We start from the raw sequence: 22200 nt of genomic DNA on the forward strand, positions 1-22200 counted from the left end.
CGGCCATGGTGACGGACTCGCGCGTCGCATCGGCCGACCTCCGCGGCATCCCGTTCGGCCTCCGCCTTGCGGGCATCACGCGTGCCCCGCGCACCGCCTACGAGGCGATCGTGCGGTCCTTCCGCCGCTCGCTCGAGGTGCGCATCGTCGCCATCACGGTGCTGCTGTCCGCGATCGCCATGCTCGGCATCGGCACCTACATGACGTACACGATCGGCAACGGCCTCTTCGACGCCAGGCTCAAGCAGGTCACGGAGGAGTCGCGGCGGGCGACCGCACTGGCGCAGTCGACGTTCGACACCACGACGGCCTCGGATGACAGCGCGCTGGGCCTCCTCCAGCTGTCGGTGATCGACCGGATCGGCTCCGTGGCGACCTCCTACTCAGGCATCGCGTTCCTCCGCGCGCCTGGCACGGAGACCAACTTCGCGCTGCCCGATGTCGTGCGCGGGGGCGTCGACGACTACGTGAGCGACGACCTGCAGGCGAAGGTCACCTCGCGCGTCGAGAACCAGTACTGGCAGTCGGTGGCCATCCGCGGCTCAGGCGAGACCGTGCGGCCGGGGGTGGTCGTCGGCTCCGTCGTGCAGGTGCCGGGCGCCGGCGCCTACGAGCTGTACCTCCTCTACGACCTCTCCGAGGTGCAGCAGACGCTCACCTTCGTGCAGGGGACCATCGCCGTCGGCGGGCTGGCGCTCATGCTGCTCATCGGTGCGGTCACCTGGGTGGTCGTGCAGCTCGTCATCGCGCCGATCCGGATCGCCGCCGAGACGAGCAGCAAGCTCGCGGCCGGCCAGCTGGAGGAGCGCATCCCGGAGCGCGGCGAGGATGTCATCGCGACCCTCGCGCACTCCTTCAACGAGATGGCGGACAGCCTGCAGCACCAGATCACCGAGCTCGCGACGCTGTCGCGCGTGCAGCAGCGGTTCGTGTCCGACGTCTCGCACGAGCTCCGCACGCCGCTGACCACGATCCGGCTCGCGGGCGACGTCCTCTACGACCAGCGGGAGCACTTCGACCCGACGACGGCCCGGACCGCCGAGCTGCTGCACACGCAGGTCGATCGCTTCGAGTCGCTCCTCACCGACCTCCTCGAGATCAGCCGGTACGACGCGCGGGCGGTGGAGATCGAGCGCGAGCCGGTCAACCTCGTCAAGCTCGCCGAGGATGCCGTCGGCGGCATGGAGTCGCTGGCCGAGCGGAAGGGGTCGGAGCTCCGGGTCATCGCCCCGGGCGGGCACTTCGACGCCGAGCTCGACGCCCGCCGCATCCGCCGCATCGTGCGGAACCTCCTCGCGAACGCGATCGAGCACGGCGAGGGACGGCCGATCGACGTCACCGTGGACAGCAACGCCGACGCGGTGGCGGTCGCCGTCCGCGACCACGGCGTCGGGATGACGCGGGCCGACTCGCTGCGCGTCTTCGACCGGTTCTGGCGCGCTGACCCGTCCCGCAAGCGCACGACGGGCGGGACCGGCCTCGGACTCGCCATCTCCCAGGAGGACGCCGCGCTGCACGGCGGCCGGCTCGACGTCTGGTCCGAGCCCGGCGCCGGCTCGTGCTTCCGGCTGACGCTGCCGCGCCAGCCCGGCATCCCGATCGGGGAGTCGCCCATCCCGCTGCCGCCCGAGGACGCCGCATGAGCGCGCAGCTCGTCGCGGGAGCCGGATCCGGGCGCCCCAGGCTGATCCGCACCGCCGTCGCGGCGATCGGCGTCGCCCTGTTGGCCGGGTGCGCATCGATTCCGGTGAGCGGCGCCGTTCACGAGGGCGACACGGTCGAGGCCGGGGAGGACCTCGGCTTCGACTTCCGCCCGCAGGGCCCGGAGGCGGGGGACACCCCGTCGGAGATCCTCAGCGGCTTCATCGCCGCGGGCGCGGGGCCCCAGGACAACTACGCCACCGCGCGCGACTTCCTGACGCGCGACCTCGCGAAGGAGTGGAACCCGGCGGCCGGCGTGCTCGTGCACGGCCGCGCCACCTCGACGCTCGCCGACAGCCCGACGTCGCTGAGCCTTGTGGTCCCGGCGACCGGGACGGTCGACGGGACCGGGCGCTACGACGAGTTCGCGGATGCGGTGCAGATCGAGCTCCCGTTCCGCTTCGTCCAGGAGAACGGCGAGTGGCGGATCAGCCAGGCGCCGAACGGAACGGTGCTCGCCCGCGCCATCTTCGATCGCCTGTTCTCGATGCGCTCCCTCTACTTCTACGACCCCACGTTCACCTACCTCGTCCCCGACCTCCGCTGGTTCCCGTCCACCGCTGACGCGCCGACGCGGGTGGTGGAGGCGCTGCTCGCGGGGCCGACCGCTCCGCTGGCGTCCCCTGTGCTCGCCACGGCGTTCCCCGACGGCACGAGCCTGGAGCGGCAATCGGTGACCCCGACCAACGGGCAGGCGATCGTCGAGCTCAACGACGAGGTGGTGCAGGCCGACGCGGTGACGAAGCAGCGGATGCAGTACCAGCTGGCGCGGAGCCTCGTCGGCGGGTCCATCCTCTCGGTGCGAATCAGCGTGGACGGCACCGACCTCGAGATCCCGGACTTCGCGAACGGCCGCGCGCCCGTGGTCCAGCCGCTCGTCAATCCGAGCGCGCTCGTGCTGCGCGATGGCACCTTCGGCTTCCTCAGCGGCGGCGAGCTGACGCCGCTCGAGGGCTTCAGCGACGCGGTGGCGGGGCTCGACCCGACGTCGGTCGTCTTCTCCGCCGATCAGGAGCTGGCGGCCGTGCACGGCGGGAACGCCGCCGCCTACGCGGTGGCGCGCGGCGAGAACCCAGTGGCCGTCGACGCCCGGCCGGGCCTCGTCGCGCCCGATCTCGACGGGCAGGGCTACCTCTGGACCGTCCCGGCGGATGCTCCTCAGGCGCTCACCGCGACCCGGCCCGGCGGCAGTCCTCTCCCCATCGCGGCGAACTGGACGGACGCAAGCGGCGTCGTCTCGCTCGCCGTCTCGCGGGACTCCACCCGGCTGCTGGCCCTGCTCACCACGCCGGACGGACCTCGGCTGCGCGTCTACGGGATCGTGCGCGACAAGTCGGCGGCGCCGACGCAGCTCTCCTCCACCTGGTACGAGCTGATCCCGCCGACCGGAGTCCCGGCGGGCGCCACCTGGGTGAGCGACACGACCGTCGCCAGCCTGGGCCGCGCGGCCGACGGCTCGGCCGCCGTCGTGGCGCAGGACGTCGGCGGGCATCGGCTCGACACCGTGGGCGACATCGACGACGCGGTGGCTCTCTCCGGCGGGAACGGGCTCAGCGGGCTGCGCGCTTTGACCGCCGACGGCGATGTGCGGGTCCTCCGGGGCGCCGCCTGGCAGACGACCGCCTCCCAGGTCGGCCTGCTCGCCGCGCAGCGCTGATCCGCGTCCTCCCCAGGCTTCGCGCTCCGTTGATCTCCACCGATCCCTCCTCCTCGGCGTGGGCCCGCCGCATCCGGGGAACGCTGGACGGATGACGGGCTGGGCGGCGGGGCTGCGGGAGGCGATGGAGGACGCGCTCGCCCTGGTGCTGCCGGTCGCCTGTGCCGGCTGCGGCGCTCCCGACCGTGCCGTCTGCCCCGCGTGCCGCGCCGCGCTGGCCGGGCCGGTGGTCGCGCGGAGGCTGACGAGCGCCCGCCTCGACGTGGTCTCCGGCACCTCCTACGAGGGGGCCGCCGCGCGCATCGTGACGGCGCTCAAGGACGGCGGCCTCACCGAGGCGGCAGGCGCGCTGGCCGTCCCGCTGCGTCGTGCGGTCGACGCCGCATCGGCGCTCGTTCCGGACACGCACCTGCTGCTCGTGCCTGCCCCGAGCGCCGCCCGGTCCACCCGCCGGCGCGGCTACGTGCCGATCGAGCTCGTGGCCCGAGCGGCGCGCCTGCCCGTCACCCGGTCGCTCCGCAGCATCCGGACCGTCCGCGACCAGGCCTCGCTGGGTGCCGCGGAGCGCCTCGAGAACGTGGCCGGCAGCATGGTGGCGCACCCGCGCGTCACGGGGCGGACCGTGCTCCTCATCGACGACGTCGTGACCACCGGAAGCACGCTCGCGGAGGCCGCGCGAGCCGTGCGCCAGGCCGGTGGATCCGTGCTCGCCGCGGCGACGATCACCGCGACTCCGGCCCACTCGAGCGCCGCGTCCGGTGGCCCGGCACAGCGATCCGCGCCGCCTCGACCACCCCCTCTTCCCCAGGAACTTAACCGGTGACAGCGCAGAAGGCCGGGGCTAGGGTCGGGTCAACGGCGTTTCTGTTCGCCCGCCCTCGAAGCGCGACGACTCCCAGCCCTCCGGTTCGAGGCACACTCCCAGAAGGGCGACGCGCCGCGATAGGGGAGGTCAGTATGGACATCACCGTCATCGGTCGAAACTGCGAGGTTCCGGACCGGTTCCGTGCCCATGTCGACGAGAAGGCCGAGAAGATCGCGCTCTTCGCCGACAGCGATGCCATGTTCGAGGTCCGGCTCTGCCGCCACCACGAGAAGACCAATGGCAACTCCGGGGACGACCGAGTGGAGCTCACGCTGATCGGACCGGGACCGGTGATCCGTGCTGAGGCAGGGGCCCCCGACAAGTACGCCGCATTCGACCTGGCGTTCAACAAGCTCCTGGAACGACTGCGCCGAGCACGTGATCGGCGGAAGGTGCATCGCGGCCAGCATCGGCCTCCCACCGTGCGAGCCGTCGACCACCACGACTTCAAGCTGGCCGAGATCCGCCCGACGGACGCGGAGACGCTGCGGCGCATCGACCCCGAGACCGGGGCCATCAACATCGTTCCCGAGGCCGACTCCGCACCGGCGCCGATCGACGAGAACGAGCCCGTCGGCTACGACGGCTACACGCCCGTGGTGATCCGCCGGAAGGTGTTCGCCTCGAGCCCCATGACGGTGGAGGACGCCCTCTATTACATGGAGCTGGTCGGCCACGACTTCTACCTGTTCATCGACTCGGAGACGAACCGGCCGAGCGTCGTGTACCGCCGCAAGGGCTGGGACTACGGCGTGATCGGCATCGACGAGTCCGCGGACGAGGTCCAGGAGGCGGTGACCGCCGCCCGCGCCCTCCGCCGCTGACCGAGGCCACACCGACCACAGGCGGGAGGGGGACGGCTCCCCTCCCGCCTCCGCGGTTCCGAGGTCACGGCGGGATAACGTTGCTACCATGGGCGGCTGCGCGGCGGGACCGCGGCGCACGACGTCGCCGGACGCAAGGAGTTGACTCGGTGGTATCCGTTCTGGAGAAGGTTCTCCGTGTCGGCGAGGGACGCATCCTCCGCCGGCTCGAGAACTACGCACGACAGGTCAACGAGCTCGAGGATGACTTCACTCACCTGACCGACGACGAGCTGCGCGCCGAGACGGGCGTGCTGCGCGAGCGGTACTCGAACGGGGAGTCGCTCGACGACCTCCTGCCCGAGGCGTTCGCGGCCGTCCGCGAGGCCTCGAAGCGCACCCTCGGCCTCCGCCACTTCGACGTCCAGCTGATGGGCGGCGCCGCCCTGCACCTCGGCAACATCGCCGAGATGAAGACCGGCGAGGGCAAGACGCTCGTCGCGACCCTGCCGGCCTACCTCAACGCGATCACGTCCCGCGGCGTGCACGTCGTCACGGTCAACGACTACCTGGCGAGCTACCAGTCGGAGCTCATGGGCCGCGTCTACCGCGCGCTCGGCATGACCACCGGCGTCATCCTCGCCGGGCAGACCCCCGCCGAGCGCCGTGAGCAGTACGCCGCGGACATCACCTACGGCACGAACAACGAGTTCGGCTTCGATTACCTCCGCGACAACATGGCGTGGCAGCCCGTGGACCTCGTCCAGCGCGGGCACTACTTCGCGATCGTCGACGAGGTCGACTCGATTCTCATCGACGAGGCCCGCACGCCGCTCATCATCTCTGGTCAGGCCTCCGGCGAGGCCAACCGCTGGTTCACCGAGTTCGCGAACATCGCCAAGCGCCTGGTCGAGGGCGAGGACTTCGAGGTCGACGAGAAGAAGCGCACAGTCGGCGTCCTCGAGCCCGGCATCGAGAAGGTCGAGGACCACCTCGGCATCGACAACCTCTACGAGTCGGCCAACACCCCGCTCATCTCCTTCCTGAACAACGCGATCAAGGCCCGCGCCCTGTTCAAGAAGGACAAGGACTACGTGGTCATGAACGGCGAGGTGCTCATCGTCGACGAGCACACCGGCCGCATCCTCATGGGCCGCCGCTACAACGAGGGCATCCACCAGGCCATCGAGGCGAAGGAGGGCGTCGAGGTCAAGGCGGAGAACCAGACCTTCGCGACCATCACGCTGCAGAACTACTTCCGCCTCTACACGAAGCTCTCCGGCATGACCGGAACGGCCGAGACCGAGGCGTCCGAGTTCATGTCCACCTACAAGCTCGGCGTCGTGCCCATCCCGACGAACAAGCCCATGGTGCGGATGGACCAGCCGGACCTCGTCTACAAGAACGAGCAGGCGAAGTTCGACCAGGTCGTCGAGGACATCGCCCGCCGCCACGCGACCGGCCAGCCGGTCCTCGTCGGCACCACGAGCGTCGAGAAGAGCGAGTACCTCTCCCGGCTGCTCGCGAAGAAGGGCATCCGCCACGAGGTCCTCAACGCGAAGAACCACGCCCGTGAGGCCGCGATCATCGCGCAGGCCGGCCGGATCGGCTCCGTCACCGTCGCCACGAACATGGCGGGACGCGGCACGGACATCATGCTCGGCGGCAACGCCGAGTTCCTCGCGGTCGCCGAGATGCACACGCAGGGCCTGTCGCCCGTCGACACCCCGGACGAGTACGAGGCGGCGTGGGACGAGGTGTTCAGCCGCGTGAAGGCCGAGGTGCAGACCGAGGCCGACAAGGTCGTCGCCGCCGGCGGACTCTACGTGCTCGGCACGGAGCGGCACGAGTCGCGGCGCATCGACAACCAGCTCCGCGGACGCTCGGGACGCCAGGGCGACCCGGGGAGAGCCGGTTCTACCTGTCGCTCACCGACGACCTCATGCGCCTGTTCAACTCGGGTGCCGCCGAGGCCCTCATGGGCCGCAACGGCGTGCCCGATGACCTCGCGATCGAGAGCAAGGTCGTCAGCCGCGCCATCCGGTCGGCGCAGTCGCAGGTGGAGGCGCGCAACGCCGAGATCCGCAAGAACGTGCTCAAGTACGACGACGTCCTCAACCGCCAGCGCGAGGCCATCTACGCCGACCGCCGCCGGATCCTCGAGGGCGACGACCTGCACGAGCGCACGCAGGCGTTCCTCGAGAGCGTGATCGAGGACGTCCTCGACTCGCACACGGGCGAGGGCAACAGCGAGGACTGGGACTTCGACGCGCTGTGGGTCGAGCTGAGGACGCTGTACCCAATGTCGATCACGATCGATGAGGTGCTGGCCGAGGCCGGATCCAAGGGCCGCGTCAGCCGGGAGTTCATCCGCCGCGAGATCCTCTCCGACGCGAAGCTCGCCTACGAGAAGCGCGAGACCCAGCTGGGCTCGCCCGCCATGCGCGAGCTGGAGCGGCGCGTGGTGCTCAGCGTCATCGACCGGCGCTGGCGGGACCACCTCTACGAGATGGACTACCTCAAGGACGGCATCGGCCTGCGCGCCATGGCGCAGCGCGATCCGCTCGTCGAGTACCAGCGCGAGGGCTTCGCCCTGTTCCAGACGATGATGGGGCAGATCCGCGAGGAGACCGTGGGGTACCTGTTCAACCTCGAGGTCGAGGTGACGTCGAGCCAGAACGCGCCGACAGGCGTGATCGCGCAGCCGACTGTCGCGGCGAAGGGCCTCGGGGCGAGCGCCGCTCCCGTGCAGAACCTCAGCTACTCGGCGCCGAGCGACGCCGGCGGCGTCGAGGTGCGGAACCAGCGTGGCCAGCTCGAGCGCGCGGCCACGGCGCGGGCCCAGCAGAAGGAGGCCGAGCAGACGCTCGCTCCGACCGGCGGCCGCTTCGGCCAGGAGCAGCCCCCGCGCCGGCGCCTGCGCCGCGCACCGGCGGGCAGCGTCCCGCCGCGCAGGGCCAGCCTCGCACCGCCGCTCCCCGCGGGGCGTTCGGCCAGTCGAACCAGGCTGCGCCGCCGCCCCCGGCGAACCGCGCCGCACGCCGCGCCTCCGAGAAGAAGTAGCCCCGCCGCCGCTCCCTCTCACTCAGCAGGCAGTTCCGGTCCCCAGCAGGACGGATCCCGCCGATCCGTCCTGCCGAGCCCGGAAAGTGCCTGCTGAGGAGGGCGGGCGTCGGCTGCGGGCCCGTGGCGGGCTAGCGTGATGGCATGACGATGCTGTCGCCGGTCGGATCCGGCTTCGACCTCTCCTCCGTCGATCCCTCCTCGACCCCCGGCTTCTCCGGCGGGAAGAAGCAGGGCAAGAAGGCCTTCGACAAGGGCGGCGCCGAGCTCGCCGACCTCCAGGAGCGGCTCTTCGCCGACAGCCGCGCGGGCGGCACGCGTCGCGTCCTGCTCCTGCTGCAGGCGATGGACACCGCGGGCAAGGGCGGCATCGTCCGCCATGTCGTGGGCGCCGTGGACCCGCAGGGGGTGTCCCTGCACGCGTTCAAGGCGCCGACGGACGAGGAGAAGGCGCACGACTTCCTCTGGCGCGTGCGAGCGCACCTGCCCGCACCGGGCAGCATCGGCGTCTTCGATCGCTCCCACTACGAGGACGTGCTGATCGCGCGCGTGCGGCAGCTGGTGCCGCCCGCGACGATCGAGGAGCGCTACGGGCAGATCGTCGACTTCGAGCGGGAGGTGGTCGCGGGCGGAACCGCCCTGGTCAAGGTGATGCTGCACATCTCCCCGGACGAGCAGAAGGCCCGGCTTGCGGAGCGGCTCGATCGGCCGGACAAGAACTGGAAGTACAACCCGGGCGACGTGGACGAGCGGGCCCTCTGGCCTCAGTACATGGAGGCGTACCAGGTGGCGCTGACCCGGACATCCACCGATTCGGCGCCCTGGCACGTCGTCCCCGCGGACAAGAAGTGGTACGCCCGCTGGGCGGTGCAGCAGCTGCTGCTCGCCGCCCTGCGCGACATCGATCCGCAGTGGCCGGCCGCGACCTACGACGTGGCCGCGGAGAAGGCCCGGCTCGCCGCCACCTGAGCTGCCGTCGCGACCTGTCTGCCCGCGGCATCCTCGGCCTGGTGCCTCAGAGCACGTGGATGGCCGTCGCGCGCCAGCGCGAGTCGAGACCCTCCAGGCGCAGAGCCACCGCTCGCGTGCGCACGCGCCCCCGAACCGTCACGGTGGCCTCGATCACCCCATCCCGCGGTGAGCACACGTGCGTCGAGCCGATCGCGAACACTGGGCGGGCCGGCGCCTGTCCCTTCACCGCCCTCGCCCGTGCGGCGAGCACGACGCGCTTGAGCAGGTGGCGGTAGACGTCCTCGTCCACCCACCGCCCGATCTGGTCGAGTTCCCGTGCGCCCGCGAGGATCTCGACGACGCACCGCGTGAGGTTCTCGAGGAGCGGCACGGGGTCGGGCAGGTCGGCGGTCGAGGTGGGCTGGCGCCCGAAGTACTCCTCCGACTCCAGGGCTCGGCTCAGGCGGGGGACGGCGTGGGCGGCTTGGCTCATCGCGACTCCATCGGGGAAGACGGATCGGGTGTCGTGCGGTGGCGGGAGGCCTCAGGGGGTCGGGTGCCCCCCGAACGGGTGTCATCGGTGGGCACACTCAATCAGTCCGCGGCAGGCGCGTCCACGGCCGCGGTCGATCTGTGGATAAGTGCCGGAAAGTGCGGGTGAGGCGGACCGCCTCAGTGGCGGCGGGGGCCTCGGCGGAACGGCACGAGCAGGAGCCGGCGCGAGGCGGGCAGCAGAAGCACGCCGGCCAGGAGGACCAGGATTCCCACCCCGACAGCGGCCACAGTGGCGGTCGGCACGAGGGCGGGCTTCACGCCGCTGCCGGGCGGCGCGAGAGGAGCCGCCGAGGCGGCGGCACTCGCGGAAGGAGTCGGCGTGGAGCTCGCGGAGATGGTCGGCGAGGGCGTCGGCGTCGGCGGAGCGCTCGGCGTCGGGGTGGGCGACGGAGAGGGAACCGGAGCGGCGGTCTGCGTCTCCGCAGGCGGCGCGGGCTCCGGCTCGGGTTCCGGCGCAACGGGCGCCGGGGCTGCCGCAGCAGGAGGCGCCCCGGGACCCGCGTGCCCGGGGTAGCGGGCGAACACCTCGACGCCCCACCAGGTGCCGCCTGCGGCGACGAAGGCCACTCCGATGTCGGTGAAGTCGCCGAGCACGTTGTCCCGGTGGTGCTCGGAGTTCATCCAGGCGGTGTGCATGGCGGAGCCCGATCCGTAGCCCTGCCCCACGTTCTCGCCCCAGGAGCGCCAGCCCGCCGGGATCTGGCTGGGCGTGTTCGGGTTGTGCGACAGCGTGTTCGCCGCCGCCATCTGAGCCGCCCAGCCGGCCGCCACGGCATCCAGATCGGCGTTGCGGATGAGGCCCGCCATGCCGCGGCTCCAGCGCTCCTGATTGACGAGGGAGGCGATGTCCGAGCTGTCGTCGGCGAACGCGGGCGAGGGCTGCGGGGCGGCGGTGAGCAGGGCCGCGAGAAGGAGGAGAAGGAGCCCCGCAACGGATCGACGCAGGCGCGGCGGCTCCACGACCTCGCCGTGCCCTCCCCGCATGGCGGCCACGCTAGCCGCGCGCGATCAGTGGCGCGCGGAGCCGCCCCGGACTGGGGCTCGGTCCACTGTGGAGAAGCGCGAGGGCGGGGGCGCCGGCCGGTCTACCCTTCGCGGGTGAGGTGGGACAGCCTGTTCGACGACCTCGAGGGGCAGCTGGAGCAGGAGCTCGTCGCCGAGGGCGACGAGCTGCGCGCCGAGGAGGAGCGACTCCGCGTCGGCCGCCTCACGATGCGGGACCGGATCCTCGCGGCCGGCCGGTCGGGGGCGCCGCTCCGGCTGCGTCTCACCTCCGGGGAGGCCGTGACCCTCCGTGCCGCCGCAGTCGGGCGCGACTGGCTCAGCGGGGAGGAGGCGGGCGGCGGAATCCTCGTGCCGCTCGGGGCCGTCGCGGCACTGCTCGTACCTGCCGGGGCCGTCCCGGAGACGCTGCACCCGCCCGCCGAACCGGAGCGAGGGCTGACCGGCCGGCTGAGCTTCCCCTTCGTGCTCCGCGACCTCGCGCGCCGGCGCATCCCCGTCGCGGTCGCCATGTCCGCGCGCACCGTGCCCGGCACCATCGATCGGGTCGGGCGCGACCAGCTCGACCTCGCGGTGCACGAGCGGGACGTGCCCCGGCGCGCGGCCGCCGTCCCCACCATCGAGGTGATCGCACTCGCCGCGGTCCTGGCGGTCCGCGTGCCGTGAGGCCTCGGCGGGACCGCGGCCGGGCGGCGCGTCGCATCCCGAAACGCGATTCGGCGGTGCCGAGGGGCGCCGCTAGTCTTCCGTTCCGTGATCACTTCGGAGGCGGACGCCCTCGCCGCAGCACAGTCCGTGGCCGCTCGGCTCAAGGAGGACGTGGTCCGCCGCGACATCGCCAATGAGAACCCGGTCGCCGAGGTCCAACTCCTCCGCGTAGCCGGCCTGCTCCCGATCCTCGTCCCCGCCGAGCTCGGCGGCGGCGGCCTCGACTGGCCGACGGTGCTCCGAGTGATCCGGCCAATCGTCCGCGCGGATGCCTCCATCGGGCACGTGCTCGCGTACCACTACCTCAACTCGTGGCGGACCGTCCTCAATGATCGCGCCGACCGGGTGGAGGCCCTCTGGGCGGACACCGCGCGCAACGAGTGGTTCTGGGGCGGCGCGGGCAATCCCCGCGACGAGGGTCTCGTGCTCACCCCGGACGGCGACGGCTTCCGCGTGTCCGGCCGGAAGTTCTTCGCGACCGGCGCCTCCGTCGCGGACCGCATCACCGCAAGCGGCACGGTGGCCGGCACGGGGGAGAAGCTCGCGATCGTTCTCGATGGCCGTGCGGAGGGGGTCACCCATCCGCTCGACTGGCAGAACATGGGTCAGCGGCTGTCCGCGAGCGGGTCCGTGACGTTCGAGAACGCCGCGGTGCCCGCGGCGCACGTGCTCGGGGCGTCGGATCAGGAGGGCGCGGGCTACCGGCCGTTCGCCTCCCTGTCGATCCTGTTCTTCCAGCTCCTGCTGTCGCACCTCCACGTGGGCATCGCCGAGGGCGCCATCGAGACGGCGAGCGACTACGCGCGCACCGCGACGAAGCCCTGGCCGACCTCGGGCGTCGACTCGGCGCTGAAGGACCCGTACATCCTCGGCACGCTGGGCGAGCTCGTCGCCGCGACCCGCGCCTCCGACGCCCTGGTGGCGCGCGCGACGGACCTCGCCGCGGCGGCGGTCGCACGCGGGTGGGACCTGACGGATGAGGAGCGCGGCGAGCTCGCGGTCGAGATCGGGGCGGCGAAGGTGAACTCGACGCGCACGGTGCTCGACGTCACGTCCCGCGCGTTCGAGCTGACCGGCGCGCGGGCGACGACCACGGCGCACGGCTTCGACCGCTTCTGGCGGAACGCGCGCACCATCACGCTGCACGACCCGGTCGTCTACAAGGCGAAGGAGCTCGGGGAGCACGCCCTCACCGGCGCATACCCGACGCCGAGCAAGTACAGCTGAATCTGCCGCCCGGCCGTCAGCGCCCCGGGCGGTTCAGCGCGGATCAGGAGAGCTCTCCAGCCAGACGGCGTGTGGTCCTGATCGGCGTGCGAGAACGACCGAGTGTCCTGATCCGCGTGGGATCTCCTGAGCCGCGCAGAGTCCGGCACCGGTCGGGGACGCGGGTCCACAGATCCGCTACGTCAGCGGAGGACGCGGTAGTGGAGGTGGGTGACCCCGCCCTCGCCCTCGAGCACGCGCGTTCGCTCCAGCTGGATCTGCTCCGGCGGGAGGCCCTCGAAGAGCCGGCGCCCCTCGCCGAGGAGCACGGGGACCAGGTGGATCTCCAGCTCGTCGAGCACGCCGGCCCGGAGGGCGAGGGGCGCGACGGTGGCGCCGTGGACGAGCACATTGCGGTCGCCCGCCGCCTCCTTCGCCCGAGCCAGAGCGGTCGGCACGTCGTCCAGATACGTGACGTTGGGCCACCCGGGGACGTCGATGCCGGGCGGATGGCGGCTATAGATGAAGACCGGCACCCCGTCGTGGTGGTCGCCCTGCCAGCCCGCCGCGGCCTCGAACGTGCCTCGTCCCGCCACGACGGCGCCGGTGGCCATCGACTCCGCGAACACCTGGCCGTTCACGCCGTCAGGTGGCTGGATGTGCTGCGGGTCGCTGCCCGGTCCGCCGAAGATCCATTCGTGGAGCACCATCCCGCCGTCGCCCAGCCCGTTGTCGTCGCGGACGTTCGGACCGGCGATGAACCCGTCGAGGGACATGGACATGTAGAGCACCGTCGCTGACACGGGGCCATTGTGCGCCGGTCGGGGCGCGGGCGCACTACCGGGCGCGTCGCAACCGTGCGGACGCGTCGCAACGGTGCGCGGTTGCGACACGTCCGCAGCGTTGCGACACGCGCCGCGGAGCGGGTCAGGCGCCGACGAGCTCCCGGCGCCGGGCGGCGAGCTCGTCGTAGGTCGCGAAGCCCTCGGCGATGGTGCTGCCGGTGAAGTGGCCCACCCAGCCGTCGTCGTCGTGGAAGAACCGCACCGACACGTACTCGGGCGTGGTGCCCATGTCGAACCAGTGGGTCGTGTTCGCGGGCACCGAGATCAGGTCGCCGGCCTCGCAGAACACCGCGTGGACCTTGCCCAGCGCGCGCAGGTAGAAGACGCCGCTGCCGCTCGCGAAGTAGCGGTCCTCGTCGTCGTCGTGCTGGTGCTCGCTGAGGAACTTCTGCCGGGCCTCGCTCGCGGTCTTCTCCCACTCGGGGCCCTCGCCCCGCTGGAGCTGGACGACGTCGACGAGCGTGTAGCCCTCGGTCTCCAGCACGCCGTCGATCTCGGCCCGGTAGATGTCGAGGACCTGGTCCTGGGTCGCGTTCTCGGGCAGCGGCTTGATGTCCCAGCGGCTGAAGCGGGCGCCGAGGCCCGCGAGGGTCTCGCGGATGCGCTCGGGGTCGGTGGTCTCGAGGACCGGCGTCGCGGGCGCGTTCTCGTCCCAGACGGTGAGAAGGGTCATGGCAGCTCCTTTTCTTCTCCTATCCCTCGATTCTGCCCGCCCGCGCGCGAATCCGCGTCCGCGCCGGTAACACGCCGACTCGGATGGCACGTTGCGGCCCGGATTGCGCCGCGTAGCGCGCAGTCCGAGCCGCAACGTACTCCTCGCGGGGCGGTGTAACGGAGCGTCACGGATGCGCCCCGCGACGCGTGGCGTCCCTAGTGTCGCTTCCACGCCGCCCGGCAGCACGGGCGGAACGACCGAGCGAGGAATTCATGACCCGACGACCACTGCACCTGCTCGCCGCGGCCTCCGTGGCCGCACTGGCCCTGGCCGGGTGCGCGCAGTCCACCGCCGCCACCGGCGACGAGGCGCCCGCCAGCTCCGCACCCACCTCTGCGGCGGCCGCCGCCCCGCTCCCTTCGACGGCGACGCGGTCAAGATCGCCCTCGTCCGCCAGAGCGGGGCGGGCGACTACTTCACCGCATGGGGCGCGGGAGCCCAGAAGCAGGCCGAGGCCGCGAACATCGACCTCACGGTCACCGACGCCCGCAACGACAACGCCAAGCAGGCGTCCGATCTCGAGCAGGCGATCGCGAGCAAGCCCGCCGCCATCATCGTCGACCACGGTCAGACCGACACCATCGAGCCCCTCGTGCACCAGGCGGTCGACGCGGGCATTCCCGTCGTCGTCTACGACCTCGCGCTCACGGACCCCGCCGGCGTCATCGTCACCTCCCAGTCCGACGCCTCCATGGCGCAGGGCGTGCTCGATCAGCTGATCAAGGACGTCGGCAAGGGCGCGAAGGTCGGCTACGTCAGCGCGACCGGCTTCGCGCCGCTCGACCGCCGCGCCGAGGTGTGGAAGAAGGTCGTCGCCGACAACGACCTCGACCAGGTCTTCTCGACCGGCAAGGTGACCGAGTCCACCGCGACCGACAACATCCCGCTCGTCGATGCGGCCCTGAAGCAGAACCCCGACGTGCAGGCGATCTTCGCCCCGTACGACGAGATCACGAAGGGCGTCGTCCAGGCCGTCCAGCAGAACAACCTGCAGGACAAGGTGAAGGTCTACGGGATCGACATCTCCAACGCGGACATCGAGGTGATCACCGGAGACGGCAGCCCGTGGGTCGCCACCTCGGCCACCGACCCGGCCGCCGTCGGCGCCGCGGTCGTCCGCACGATCGCCCTGTCGCTCGCCGGTCAGCTCGACGAGGACAGCGTCGAGTTCCCCGCCGTGACCATCACCCAGGACTTTCTGGCGGAGAAGAAGGTGACGAACGTGGCCGACCTGCGGAAGGCCGAGCCGGGCCTGCTGCTCGACGACGTCGTGACCGCCGATTGGCTGCCCGCCGTCTCGTGACCGATCCTTCCCCGAAGGCGCCCGAGGGAGACGACCGCACGGTCGTCTCCCTTCGGGCGCTGTCCGTGAGCTACGGGCCGAACCTGGTGCTCGACCGGATCGACGCCGACATCGCGGCGGGGGAGATCACGGCCCTGCTCGGCACGAACGGCGCGGGCAAGTCAACGCTCATCAAGGCGCTCAGCGGAGCCAACCCCCGCCACGAGGGCGAGATCTCGATCGACGGCGAGGTGGTGCGCCTGTCCAGCCCGCAGGCCGCGATCCGGCACGGCGTCGCGACGGTGCACCAGAAGGTCGCGGACGGCATCGTGCCGGGCCTCTCGGTCGCCGACAACCTCCTGCTCTCCGACTACGCCGGCCAGGGCGGCCGCTTCGTGGGCCGGCGGGAGACGCTCCGCCGCGCGCGCGAGGTGCTCGCGGTGCTCGACCTCCCCTGGACGGACCGGCTGCTGCAGGAGGATGCGGGACGCCTCGGCATCTCGGACGCGCAGCTGCTGCTCCTCGCGCGCGTCCTCCGCGGCCGGCCGAGGCTGCTCATCCTCGACGAGCCGACGTCGGCCCTCACCGCCCCGGAGGTGGAGCGCCTCTTCCGGGTGCTGCGCGCGCTGCGCGAGTCGGGCCTCCCCATCCTCTACGTGTCGCATCGCTTCGGCGAGATCGAGTCGCTCGCCGACCGCGTGCTCGTGCTGCGCGACGGCGCCCTGCAGCTGGACGTCCGGCGTCCCTTCGACTGGCACGTCATCCTGGAGCGGATGCTCGGCCGGCGCACCGAGCTGTCCGTCGGAGTCTCCGAGGTCAGCCGGGGCGACCGGACGGCGCTGACCGTGCGCGGCCTGCGGCTGCAGCCGGAGGTGGATCCGGTCGACCTCGACATCCGCTCCGGAGAGGTCCTCGGCGTCCTCGGCCTGATCGGCGCCGGCAAGACGGAGCTCGCGGAGACCCTGGCCGGAGTCCGGCCCGCCGGCGACGCGACCCTCGAGCTGGCGGGCGCTCCGTATCGCCCGGGGCACCCGGATGCCGCCATCCGATCCGGCGTCGTGCTCGTGCCAGAGGACCGCCAGGCGCAGGGCATCGTGCCCGGCTGGAGCGTCGTCCGCAACGTCACCCTGCCCTTCCTCCGCGGGGCCTCCAGCCCGCTCGGCGTGCTGTCCGGCTCCCGCGAACGCGATCGCGGCGAGTCCGTCGTGCGCGGGCTCGGCGTCGTCACCGAGAGCCTCGATACCCCGGTCGACGATCTGTCCGGCGGCAACCAGCAGAAGGTGGTCGTGGGCCGGTGGCTCAGCGCCGACCCGGAGGTCGCCCTCCTCGACGAGCCGTTCCGCGGCGTCGACATCGGCGCCCGGCGCGAGATCGGCGCCACCCTGCGCCGCCTGGCCGCGTCCGGCAAGGCCGGCGTCCTCCTCTCCTCCGATGTCGACGAGGTGCTCGAGCTCGCCGACCGCATCGTGGTCCTCGTCGAGGGCCGCATCGTCCTCGACGCCTATGCCGACACCGTCGACCGGGACGCCGTCGTCGCGTCCCTCCTCGGCGCCACCACCCCGAACGGAGCCGCAGCATGAGTGCGTGCACCCTCGACTGCCTCGGCGTCACCACCCCGAACGGAGCCGCAGCATGAGTGCGTCACCCCTCGCCCGCCGCCTGCCCGCGCTGGTGTCCGCCGGGGTGGCCCGCTGGGGCTTCATCGCGGTCACGGTGCTGCTGATCGGGTTCTTCGCGGCCACCGAGCCGAGCTTCCGCAGCGTCGACAACGCGTTCGGGATGCTCAAGTTCATCGCGCCCACCGGGATCGCGGGCCTCGGCGTCGCGCTCGCCATGACAGTGGGCGGCATCGACCTGTCGGTGGGCGCGAGCGCCGGCTTCGCGGTCTCCATCTCGGCCTGGACGATGGTGGTGGGCAATCAGGTGGGCGGCGTCGCCGTGCTCACCGTGCTCCTCGGCGGCGCGGTGATCGGGGCGATCAATGCCCTCCTCGTCGTCGTCGCCCGCATCCCGGACCTCCTCGCCACCCTCACGACGATGTTCGTCGTCGTCGGGCTCAAGCTGATCCTCGTCAACGGGCAGTCGATCTCCTCCCGCATGACGCTGCCCGACGGCTCGACCGCGCCCGGCGTGTTCACGGCCGACTTCCTCTGGCTCGACCGCGGCAGGATCGGCCCGATCCCCGTCCCGGTCCTGCTGTTCCTCGCGCTCACCGCGCTCCTGTGGTTCGTGCTCGACCACACCCGCTGGGGCCGGGCGCTGTACGCCGTGGGCGCGAACGCCGAGGCGGCGAGGCTCGCGGGCATCCGGGTGAAGGCGTACCGCGCCGCCGCCTACATCGGCTGCGGCCTGCTCGCCTCGATCGCCGGTCTGCTGCTCTCCGCGCGGATCGGGCAGGGCGACGTGAGCGCCGGCAACTCCCTGCTCCTCGACGCCGTCGCGGTCGCCCTCGTCGGGGTGTCCGTGCTCGGCGCGGGCAAGCCCAACGCGTGGGGCACCGCGCTCGGCGCCGTCCTCGTCGCGGTCATGGTCACCGGGTTCACCATGCTGGGACTCCCGTACTATGCACAGGACTTCGGCAAGGGCATCGTCCTGCTGGTCGCCCTCCTCTTCAGTTTCACGTTCAGCAGACGGCGCGTGGCCGTCACGGCAGGAAGCACCCTCTCCCGATGACCGACTTCACGTTCCTGACCCCGGAGACCGTTCCCGAGTACCTCGCGCAGAACGCGGCCCTCGCGGAGCTCGTCGATCCGAGCGACCTGGAGTCGGTGGCGGAGATCGGCGACGGGAACATGAACCTCGTGTTCGTGGTCCGCGATCGCCTCGGCCATGGCGTCGTGCTCAAGCAGTCGCTGCCGCACGCCCGGTCCGACCCGGGCTGGCCGATCACGCGCGACCGCTCCCGCCGCGAGGCGGTGCTCCTCACCGAGCACTTCCGCGTCGACTCCGAGCACGTCCCCGCGGTCTACTCGTTCGATGCGGACCACTCCGTGCTCGCGATCGAGGACCTCAGCGACCACAGTGTGTGGCGCGGCGAGCTCATCGCAGGCCGCGTGCACGACTACGCGGCCGCTGAGCTCGGCCGGTACGTGGCACGCGTCGGATTCGGGACGGGCATCTTCGGGCTCCCGGTGCCCGACAAGCGCGGGCTCGTCGCGAGCACGAACAACGCCGAGCTGACCGAGATCACCGAGGACCTGGTGTTCTCGGAGCCCTACGTCGAGCACGAGCACAACTCGTTCCTGCCCGGCAATGCACCGGATGTCGCCGCCATCCGCGCCGACCGCGCGCTCGTCCGCGAGATCGGCAACGCGAAGATCGCGTTCATCGACAACACGCAGGCGCTGCTGCACGGCGACCTGCACACCGGATCGGTGTTCGTGCGGTCGGAGGGGCAGTCGGTGCGCGCGTTCGATCCGGAGTTCGGCGCGTACGGCCCAATCGGGTTCGACCTGGGCGCGGTCTGGGCGAACCTCGTACTGGCCGCCGCCCGCGCAGAGGCCGTGGGCGAGCCCAAGCGCGCCGCGCAGATCCTCACGCTCCCCGCCGCGCTCCTCGACGCGTTCGACGCCGAGTACCGCCGGCTCTGGCCGTCCCGCATCGACCCGCGCGTGTACCCGGACGAGGTGCTCGAGGACGTGCTCGCCGGCATCCGCCTGGACTCGGCCGTCTACGCTGCGGCCAAGACGATCCGGCGCATCATCGGCTTCGCGAAGGTCGCCGACATCGAGACGCTCGACCCGGAGGCGCGGGAGGGCGCTGCCCGCGGTGCTCTGCGGGCCGCACGGGCTCTGGCGGTCGAGCGCCACGACGACCCGTCGCCGGCCGCCCTCTCGATCCGGGTGGGCGCCATCCTCGCGGAGACCGCCCGCCGCTGACACGCCCACCCTCGAGTTGCCACTTTCCGCCCTTCTAACGCCGTTTTAGGGGCGAAAAGTGGCAACTCGGGGATGGGGTCAGCGCGGGGCGCGGGTCCGGACCGTGAAGCGGAGGAGCCACTCGAGGATCTCTGTGTGGCGGCGGGCGTCCTCCTGGGTCGCTCCCCACGCGTAGATGCCGTGCGAGGCGACGATCAGTCCGGGAACCTCGGCGATGCCGTCCGCGGGGCGCACGTACAGCTCCTCGAAGCGGTCGCCCAGCTCGGCCATGTCCTGGCTGTTCTGGACGACGGGGATGACGACCCGCTCGCCGTGCGCGGAGTGCCCGATGCCCTTCAGCATCTCGAGGTCCTGCAGCACCACGCCGTCCGGCCAGTGGAAGCCCGCCTCGACCGCCGCCATGGCGTGCACGTGCACGGCAGCGCCGGCGCCGGTCACCGCGGCGATGCGGGCGTGCAGGCCGGCCTCCGCGGAGGGGACGAGTCCGCGCAGGTCGCCCGGCAGCAGCTCGCCGCGGCCGTCGACGAGCACGACGTCGTCGGGACCGAGCTCGCCCTTGTCGAGCCCGGATGCGGTAACGGCGAGGCGCAGCGGGTCGCGGGAGAGGGTGAGCGACAGGTTCCCGGAGGTGCCGCGCATCCAGCCCATCGCGGCGAAGCGTTCGGCCTCCGCCGCGAGGAGGGTGCCCGCCTCGCGGAGCTGCTCGTCCGAGGTCACGGGGTCGCCAGCTCCACCTCGTCGAAGGAGGACACCACCGGCGTCGAGCCGAAGTCAGCGCCGTGCCACGGCTCGCCGGGGCGGCTGAAGGCCACGACCTGCCAGCCGGCCGCCGCGGCGGCCCGCACCTCGTCCGGGTGGTCCGTGAAGAACACCAGATCGTGCGCATCTCGGCCGAGCTCAGCCGCGATGCGCTCGTACGACGCCGGCTCCTTCTTGGGGCCGGCGTTGACCGTGTCGAAGTAGGCCATGACGAGCGGCGTGAGGTCGCCGGCGGGGAGTGCTCGAACCACGGCCGCTGGGACGTGACCGACCCCGAGGAGAAGACGGCGATCGCGACGCCCGCCGCGTGCCAGGCCCGGAGCTTCGGGATGACGTCGTCGAAGAAGTGCGAGGAGATCTCGCCGTCCCGGAAGCCCTCGGCCCAGATCTGGCCCTGCAGCGTCTTGAGCGGCGTGGACTTCACGTCCTCATCCATGAACCGGTGCAGCGCGGCGACGACCGCCTCGTCGCCCGCATCTCCCGGCAGTCCGGCCTCCTCGATCGCCTGGGCGCGCGCCCCCGCCACGTCGCGGTCGTCCGCGTGCTCCCGGAGCCAGGGCAGCAGCCGCGGGCGGGCGTAGTCGTAGAGGTCGCCGAGGATGAATCCGGCGGCACTGGTCGTGCCCTCGAGGTCGACGACGAGGGTGCGGGCGCGGAGGGAGAGCGTCATCCCTCCACCCTACGGAGGCGAGACGGCACCGGGTCGGGCAGGTCGAAGTGCTCGCGCACGCGCGACGGCTCGAAGACGCCGCGGCTCGTCACCACCCGGGTGACGAAGCGAGGCGGTGTCAGATCGAAGGCGGGGTACCAGGCGTCCGTCACGAGGGGGCTGGCGGTTCGCCGCCCGAGGGTGGCGAGCACTTCACGGGGGTCGCGCTCCTCGATCACGATGTCGGCGCCGGTCTCCGCCGTCGGGTCCGGATCCTGCACGAGCGCGTAGAACGGCACGTCAAACGCGGATGCCGCGACGGCGAGGCCGAGCGTGCCGACCTTGTTGACGACGGCCCCGTCGAGGCTGACCCGGTCGGCCGCCGTGACCAGTGCATCGATCGGGCCGACCCGCGAGCCCCGAGCGAGCGCGGCGGCGCCCATACCGTCCGTGATGAGCGTCACCTCTTCGCCCAGCTCGCGCAGGGAGTGCGCGGTGAGCCTCGCGCCCTGGAGGTAGGGCCGGGTCTCCGTGACCACCCACCGGTAGCGGCGGCCCGCCTCGCGCGCCGCGGTGAGGAGGCCGAAGAGGTAGGAGTCCATCCAGCAGTGCGTGAGCAGGCGGGCGCCGTCGGGCAGCAGCGGAATGACCTGCCGGCCGAGCGCGATGCTCGCGGCGTGATAACGGGCGGTGGTGTCCCGAGCCGCCTGCACGGCGGACTCGACCAGCTCCGAGGTGCTCGTCGCGCCCGCGATCGCGTCGAGCACGGCGTCCACCGCGTGCCGGGGGTGGGCGTTGGTGGGACGCGCGTGGGCGAGCAGGCGGCCCGCGTCCTCGAGGGAGCGCCGGGCGGCGTCGACCGGAAGGCCCGCGGCCTGGCGTGCCGCCAGCTCGAGGCCGGCGCTCGCCGCGTAGAGGGGACCGGAGCTCTGCGTCACCATGTCGTGGATGGCGGTCGCGACCTCGGCCGCGGTGCCGGCGCGCACCCACTCCACACGGTCGGGGAAGACGCGGCGATCGAGGATGAGGACCGCGTCGTCGGCGATCCGCACCGAGTCCTCGAGGGTCGCCGCGCTCAGCCCGCTGTCGGTCACCCCTCCATCCTGACAGGCCCTGCGGTGCGTCCCGTCGGGGCAGCGCAACAGGGCGTCACGCGTGCGCCGGGCGGTTCGTCCTCCTCGTCAGACGAAACGATCGGCCGTCAGGTCCGGGATGTTGGCGTAGTCGCTCTCGTTCCACAGGGCCCGGCGGCGGGCCTCCTCGTACCGGGACTCGATGTACGCCTCGAGCTGGGGGCGCTCGACGCGCCAGTGACCGTGGCCGCCGCCCACCTTGATGGCGGCGAGCTCGCCGCTCCGCACGAGTGCGTAGGCCTGGCTGAGCGAGATGTTGAGCACGTCGGCGGCGTCGGCGAGCGTGAGGAAGCGCCCGATCGATCCCGGCGAGACGGTGTTCATGCGTCGATTATCGGCCGGGTCGGCCTGCGGCGCGGCGGCGAGCGTGCCGGCTGTGGATAACCGCATGCGGCGGTGCAGGCGGCTCGGCACGATGGTCGCCGACG

At 72.0% G+C, this 22200-nt stretch carries 21 protein-coding genes and 1 pseudogene; 14 read left to right on the forward strand and 8 right to left on the reverse strand.

Annotated features, from left to right (window positions below; all coding sequences use genetic code 11):
• Positions 1 to 5 precede the first annotated feature (5 nt).
• The 7 genes and pseudogenes from mtrB (at position 6) to QUE51_RS09265 (ending at position 9058) form a co-directional block, all read left to right on the forward strand.
• Positions 6 to 1643, forward strand: coding sequence for an MtrAB system histidine kinase MtrB (mtrB, locus tag QUE51_RS09240; protein WP_286276105.1), 1638 nt, complete (start codon positions 6 to 8; stop codon positions 1641 to 1643).
• A complete protein-coding gene (locus QUE51_RS09245) occupies positions 1640 to 3358 on the forward strand; it encodes an LpqB family beta-propeller domain-containing protein (RefSeq protein WP_286276106.1) in 1719 nt (572 codons plus the stop codon). The genes mtrB and QUE51_RS09245 overlap by 4 nt, the downstream gene beginning before the upstream one ends.
• 91 nt (positions 3359 to 3449) lie before the next feature.
• Positions 3450 to 4181, forward strand: a complete 732-nt coding sequence (locus QUE51_RS09250; RefSeq protein ID WP_286276108.1) for a ComF family protein — start codon at positions 3450 to 3452, stop codon at positions 4179 to 4181.
• Positions 4182 to 4315: 134 nt separating this feature from the next.
• Positions 4316 to 5047 (forward strand): ribosome hibernation-promoting factor, HPF/YfiA family, encoded by a 732-nt coding sequence (hpf, locus tag QUE51_RS09255; protein ID WP_286276109.1) that lies wholly within the window; start codon positions 4316 to 4318, stop codon positions 5045 to 5047.
• Between the two features lie 149 nt (positions 5048 to 5196).
• Positions 5197 to 6971, forward strand: a pseudogene (secA, locus tag QUE51_RS18045) (preprotein translocase subunit SecA); the annotation flags it as partial.
• Positions 6972 to 7085: 114 nt separating this feature from the next.
• Complete coding sequence (locus QUE51_RS18050) at positions 7086 to 8186, forward strand: hypothetical protein (RefSeq protein ID WP_350226772.1); 1101 nt, start codon at positions 7086 to 7088, stop codon at positions 8184 to 8186.
• A gap of 47 nt (positions 8187 to 8233) precedes the next feature.
• Positions 8234 to 9058 (forward strand): polyphosphate kinase 2 family protein, encoded by an 825-nt coding sequence (locus QUE51_RS09265; RefSeq protein WP_286276110.1) that lies wholly within the window; start codon positions 8234 to 8236, stop codon positions 9056 to 9058.
• Between the two features lie 46 nt (positions 9059 to 9104).
• Here the strand turns inward: QUE51_RS09265 and QUE51_RS09270 are convergent, their stop codons facing one another.
• Both QUE51_RS09270 and QUE51_RS09275 read right to left on the reverse strand, forming a co-directional pair.
• Positions 9105 to 9533: an Rv3235 family protein gene (locus QUE51_RS09270; protein WP_286276111.1), complete on the reverse strand. Its 429-nt coding sequence runs from the start codon at positions 9531 to 9533 to the stop codon at positions 9105 to 9107.
• Between the two features lie 179 nt (positions 9534 to 9712).
• On the reverse strand, positions 9713 to 10579 hold the full coding sequence (locus tag QUE51_RS09275; RefSeq protein WP_286276112.1) for a CAP domain-containing protein: 867 nt from the start codon (positions 10577 to 10579) through the stop codon (positions 9713 to 9715).
• A 114-nt stretch (positions 10580 to 10693) separates the two neighbouring features.
• Between QUE51_RS09275 and QUE51_RS09280 the strand changes: the two genes are divergently transcribed.
• A complete protein-coding gene (locus tag QUE51_RS09280; RefSeq protein ID WP_286276113.1) occupies positions 10694 to 11263 on the forward strand; it encodes a hypothetical protein in 570 nt (189 codons plus the stop codon).
• 87 nt (positions 11264 to 11350) lie between these two features.
• Positions 11351 to 12532, forward strand: a complete 1182-nt coding sequence (locus QUE51_RS09285; protein WP_286276114.1) for an acyl-CoA dehydrogenase family protein — start codon at positions 11351 to 11353, stop codon at positions 12530 to 12532.
• 182 nt (positions 12533 to 12714) lie between these two features.
• Here the strand turns inward: QUE51_RS09285 and QUE51_RS09290 are convergent, their stop codons facing one another.
• Both QUE51_RS09290 and QUE51_RS09295 read right to left on the reverse strand, forming a co-directional pair.
• A complete protein-coding gene (locus QUE51_RS09290) occupies positions 12715 to 13314 on the reverse strand; it encodes a dihydrofolate reductase family protein (RefSeq protein ID WP_286276115.1) in 600 nt (199 codons plus the stop codon).
• A gap of 124 nt (positions 13315 to 13438) precedes the next feature.
• Complete coding sequence (locus QUE51_RS09295) at positions 13439 to 14029, reverse strand: 1,2-dihydroxy-3-keto-5-methylthiopentene dioxygenase (RefSeq protein ID WP_286276116.1); 591 nt, start codon at positions 14027 to 14029, stop codon at positions 13439 to 13441.
• Positions 14030 to 14345: 316 nt separating this feature from the next.
• Between QUE51_RS09295 and QUE51_RS09300 the strand changes: the two genes are divergently transcribed.
• From QUE51_RS09300 to mtnK, 4 genes are read left to right on the forward strand one after another with little or no spacing between them, the layout of a single operon-like run.
• Entirely contained in the window at positions 14346 to 15374 is a 1029-nt protein-coding gene (locus tag QUE51_RS09300; protein WP_286276117.1) for a substrate-binding domain-containing protein, read from the forward strand.
• Entirely contained in the window at positions 15371 to 16933 is a 1563-nt protein-coding gene (locus QUE51_RS09305; RefSeq protein ID WP_286276118.1) for a sugar ABC transporter ATP-binding protein, read from the forward strand. The genes QUE51_RS09300 and QUE51_RS09305 overlap by 4 nt, the downstream gene beginning before the upstream one ends.
• Before the next feature lie 52 nt (positions 16934 to 16985).
• Positions 16986 to 18026 carry an ABC transporter permease gene (locus tag QUE51_RS09310; RefSeq protein WP_286276119.1) on the forward strand — a complete coding sequence of 347 codons (1041 nt, stop codon included), beginning with the start codon at positions 16986 to 16988 and terminating at the stop codon, positions 18024 to 18026.
• Positions 18023 to 19231, forward strand: a complete 1209-nt coding sequence (gene mtnK / locus QUE51_RS09315; protein WP_286276120.1) for an S-methyl-5-thioribose kinase — start codon at positions 18023 to 18025, stop codon at positions 19229 to 19231. The genes QUE51_RS09310 and mtnK overlap by 4 nt, the downstream gene beginning before the upstream one ends.
• A 78-nt stretch (positions 19232 to 19309) precedes the next feature.
• Here the strand turns inward: mtnK and mtnB are convergent, their stop codons facing one another.
• A complete protein-coding gene (gene mtnB, locus QUE51_RS09320; RefSeq protein ID WP_286276121.1) occupies positions 19310 to 19948 on the reverse strand; it encodes a methylthioribulose 1-phosphate dehydratase in 639 nt (212 codons plus the stop codon).
• Positions 19945 to 20241, reverse strand: a complete 297-nt coding sequence (locus QUE51_RS09325) for an HAD-IA family hydrolase (RefSeq protein ID WP_286276122.1) — start codon at positions 20239 to 20241, stop codon at positions 19945 to 19947. The genes mtnB and QUE51_RS09325 overlap by 4 nt, the downstream gene beginning before the upstream one ends.
• A 12-nt stretch (positions 20242 to 20253) precedes the next feature.
• Here QUE51_RS09325 and QUE51_RS09330 point away from each other — a divergent pair, with 12 nt between their 5' ends.
• Positions 20254 to 20571, forward strand: a complete 318-nt coding sequence (locus QUE51_RS09330) for a hypothetical protein (RefSeq protein WP_286276123.1) — start codon at positions 20254 to 20256, stop codon at positions 20569 to 20571.
• Between the two features lie 85 nt (positions 20572 to 20656).
• Here QUE51_RS09330 and QUE51_RS09335 read toward each other — a convergent pair whose 3' ends face one another.
• Positions 20657 to 21733, reverse strand: coding sequence for a translation initiation factor eIF-2B alpha/beta/delta subunit family protein (locus QUE51_RS09335; protein WP_286276124.1), 1077 nt, complete (start codon positions 21731 to 21733; stop codon positions 20657 to 20659).
• Positions 21734 to 21820: 87 nt separating this feature from the next.
• Positions 21821 to 22096 (reverse strand): helix-turn-helix domain-containing protein, encoded by a 276-nt coding sequence (locus QUE51_RS09340; protein ID WP_286276126.1) that lies wholly within the window; start codon positions 22094 to 22096, stop codon positions 21821 to 21823.
• Positions 22097 to 22200 lie beyond the last annotated feature (104 nt).

The organism is Naasia aerilata (assembly GCF_030296595.1).
Taxonomy (GTDB): Bacteria; Actinomycetota; Actinomycetes; order Actinomycetales; family Microbacteriaceae; genus Naasia; species Naasia aerilata.